This is a genomic window from Gemmatimonadaceae bacterium, from assembly GCA_035633115.1.
Taxonomy (GTDB): Bacteria; Gemmatimonadota; Gemmatimonadetes; order Gemmatimonadales; family Gemmatimonadaceae; genus UBA4720.
This window is the reverse complement of record DASQFN010000065.1, coordinates 1-3,986: the sequence shown is the minus strand read 5'-3', so window position 1 is coordinate 3,986 and position 3,986 is coordinate 1. Positions and strand designations below refer to the sequence as shown.

The window sequence follows — 3,986 nt, the reverse complement described above, 5'->3', positions numbered from 1 at the left end:
TGAAGAACGGCAAGGTCAGCGACGAGATCTCGTGGCTCGACGCTAACCGCGAGGAGGACGTGACCATCGCCCAGGCGAACGCTCAGCTCAACCCCGACGGGTCATTCGTCGACGAGCTCGTGCTTTGCCGCCAGCGCGGTGACGTCCCTCTGGTGGCTCCCGAGCGCATCGATTACATGGACGTCGCGCCGGAGCAGCTCGTCTCCATCGCCGCCGCCCTCATTCCGTTCCTCGAGCACGACGACGCCAACCGCGCGTTGATGGGCTCGAACATGCAGCGGCAGGCCGTTCCTCTTCTCAACCCGCGGACGCCGCTCGTCGGCACCGGGCTCGAGGAGAAAGTCGCGCGTGATTCCGGAGCTGTGATCATTGCTCAGCGCCCGGGCACGGTCACGAGTGTCACCGCCGACGAGATCATTGTCGATACGGGAACCGGCACGACAGTGACGAACGGCGGCGGCAAGAAGGACGCGAGTCGTCCGCTTGCGCGTCTGACCCAGCACGACCGCTACAAGATCAAGAAGTACTGGAGAACCAACCAGGACACGGCGATCAACCAGCGCCCGCTCGTACGGCGCGGACAGAAGGTAAAGGCGGGCGAAGTTCTCGCCGACGGAGCGTCCACCGAGTTTGGGCAGCTCGCGCTCGGGGCGAATGTCACCGTCGCGTTCATGCCGTGGTACGGACACAACTTCGAGGACGCCATCGTTCTCTCCGAGCGGCTGGTGAAGGAGGACGTCTACTCGTCCATCCACATCCAGGAGCTCGAGCTGCACGTGCGCGACACCAAGCGCGGGCAGGAAGAGATCACGCGTGAGATTCCCAACGTGGCCGAGGAAGCGCTCAACGATCTCGACGAGCGCGGAATCGTTCGCATCGGTGCGCACGTGAAGCCCGGCGACATCCTCGTCGGAAAGATCACGCCGAAGGGCGAGACAGAGCTCTCTCCCGAGGAGAAGCTCCTCACGGCAATCTTCGGCGAGAAGGCGAAGGACGTGAAGGATTCATCGCTCAAGGTTCCGCCGGGAATGGAAGGCGTCGTGATCGACGTCAAGATATTCTCGCGCGTTGACGACCAGGTGGTCGAGAAGGACCGCGGCGAGCGTATCGGCGACATCAGGCGGCTCGAGGGCGAGGAGAAGATCCGCGTCAACGAGGTCCGGGATGCCGAGCTTGTCGAGCTGCTCGAAGGACAGACAGTCGGCCTGGCGCTCAAGAGCGGGACAGTGGAGGAGGCGATTCCGTCAGGGACTAAGCTCACAGCGACGGTCCTTGCCGACATCAAGCTCGCCACGCTCGATCTCAAGACGTTCCGCCTCGAGAACAAAGGCGCGAACGAGAAGATCCGCACTATCATCGAGGCCGCAAATGAAGAGAAAGCGCGACTCGAGGAGAAGGCGGAAGAGCGCATCGACAGAGTGCTTCAGCCGGATGAGCTGCCTCCGGGCGTCATCCAGCTGGTGAAGGTCTACATGGCGGAGAAGCGCAAGGTCTCGGTCGGTGACAAAATGGCGGGGCGCCACGGCAACAAGGGTATCGTTGCCCGCATCGTTCCCGAGGAGGATATGCCGTTCCTCCCCGACGGACGGCCGGTCGACATCGTTCTCAATCCGCTCGGCGTTCCAAGCCGTATGAACGTCGGACAGATTCTGGAGACGCATCTTGGCTGGGCGGCGCGACTGCTCGAATTCTACGCCAAGACGCCTGTGTTCCAGGGCGCCAACGAGCGCGAGATCGGATTGCTGCTGAAGCTGGCGGCGATTACCTGGGTGCGTGACGCGCTCGATCTGCGTACGCCGCGCGTGACGATCAGCGAGGCCGAGCTGCGCGCTGTCATTGCCGACACGCGTCACAGAGGACCGGACGCTGAGCGTGTCGAGCTGTTGATCGACGCGACCATCGACGACCTTGCGCGCCGCGGTGTCTCCCCCGAGACCCGCGACGTCTACAATAGAATCCGTGAGTTCCTCACGGGTGCTGCGAAGGAGCTGGTCGACCGCGAGAACGCCGAGCTGGACAATCAGATCGCGTTCCATCAGGGATCGGCGGACGATGAGGAAATGCCGTCGGGTGTGCGCGCGCAGTTCCGAAGCGCCCGCGCTCAGATCGAGAAGCGGCGCGAGGCGGAGGCGACTTCAGTCCTTGAGAATCTCGAGCTTCCGGCGCTTGCCACGTCATTCGGCAAGAAGTCGGATATCGACGTCGACGCAGCCGCCGCCGAGCTGATGCGCCTCGCGGGAATCTCCGCTGGCGGCAAGCTCAGACTGCGCGACGGCCGGACGGGTGAGCTGTTCTCGAACCCGGTGACGGTCGGTGAGATCTACATGCTGAAGCTATCGCACCTCGTAGACGACAAGATCCACGCGCGCAGCATCGGGCCGTACTCGCTCGTGACGCAGCAGCCGCTGGCGGGCAAGGCGCAGTTCGGCGGGCAGCGTTTTGGAGAGATGGAAGTCTGGGCGCTGGAAGCGTACGGCGCCGCGCACACACTGCAGGAGATTCTCACCGTCAAGTCCGACGATGTGAACGGTCGCAGCCGCGTTTACGAGGCGATCGTGAAGGGCCAGAATCTGCCTGAGCCGGGAATTCCCGAGTCGTTCAACGTGCTCGTCCAGGAGCTGAAAGCGCTCGGAATTCACGTCAGCATGGGAGCGAACGCGACCAGCGGATATGGTCTCGGCAACAGCCCCATGAGCAGCAACGGTAACGGGAGCGAGGAGTAATTCATGATTGATTTTCGCAGCTCGCGCGAGACCCGCGCGTCTTCATTCGATTACATCCAGGTCCGCATCGCCTCACCCGAGGAGATGCGAGGGCCGAAGGATCCAAAAGAGCGGGAGCGGCTGGAGATGCAGGGCCTCCGCACCTGGTGGTCGTGGGGCGAAGTACTCAAGCCCGAGACGATCAACTACCGCTCGTTCAAGCCGGAGAAGGACGGCTTGTTCTGCGAGCGCATCTTCGGTCCCGTCAAGGACTGGGAATGTCACTGCGGCAAGTACAAGCGCATCCGTTATCGTGGTGTGATCTGCGATCGCTGCGGCGTCGAAGTCACCCTGAGCCGCGTCCGTCGCGAGCGCATGGGTCACATCGAGCTCGCCGTGCCCGTCGCGCACATCTGGTTCTTCAAGACGCTGCCCAGCCCGATGGGCAATCTCGTCGACCTGACGCTGCGTGATCTCGAGAAGGTCATTTACTACTCGAATTACGTCGTGATCGACGCGGGCAAGCAGGAATCGGTTCCCGAGAACATGGCCGTGCCCGATAGTCCGGGCCGCCCGATCGAGAACAATTCTCTCCTTACCGAAGACGAGTATTTCTATCTTCGGCAGAAGGCAAAGGACGAAGGCGACAACGCCTTCTTCGCCGACATCGGCGCGCCCGCCGTTCGCGAGCTGCTGAAGCGCATCGACGTCGACAAGGTGGCCGAAGAGCTTCGCGCCGGCCTGGTCGACGAAGGCTCGCAGCACCGCAAGAAGCAGATGCTCAAGCGGCTCAAGGTCGTCGACGCCTTCCGCAATTCCGGAGACTCGGGTCAGGAGCGCAACAAGGCGGAGTGGCTGATCATGGACGTGATTCCGGTGATTCCGCCGGACCTGCGCCCGCTCGTTCCGCTCGACGGAGGCCGCTTCGCCACGTCCGATCTGAACGATCTCTATCGCCGCGTGATCAATCGCAACAATCGCTTGAAGCGCCTACTTGAATTGAAGGCCCCAGAGATCATCGTGCGCAATGAGAAGCGCATGTTGCAGGAATCGGTCGATTCGCTGCTCGACAACGGCCGTCGCGGTAAGGCGATGACCGGCGCGAACAAGCGCCCGCTGAAGTCGCTGGCCGACATGATCAAGGGTAAGGGCGGCCGGTTCCGGCAGAACCTGCTCGGTAAGCGTGTCGACTACTCGGGGCGCTCGGTGATCGTCGTCGGTCCGCAGTTGAAGCTGCACCAATGCGGTTTGCCGAAGCTGATGGCGCTCGAGCTGTTCAAGCCG

The 3,986-nt window shown here is 62.6% G+C and carries 2 protein-coding genes; both read left to right on the top strand.

Features of this window, described 5'->3' with window-relative positions; genetic code table 11:
• Positions 1–2,723 (top strand): DNA-directed RNA polymerase subunit beta (locus tag VES88_08635; protein ID HYN81553.1); only part of this gene is annotated, 2,723 nt, incomplete at its 5' end.
• Positions 2,724–2,726: 3 nt separating this feature from the next.
• The coding region (locus tag VES88_08630) for a DNA-directed RNA polymerase subunit beta' (protein ID HYN81552.1) at positions 2,727–3,986 on the top strand (1,260 nt) is incomplete at its 3' end.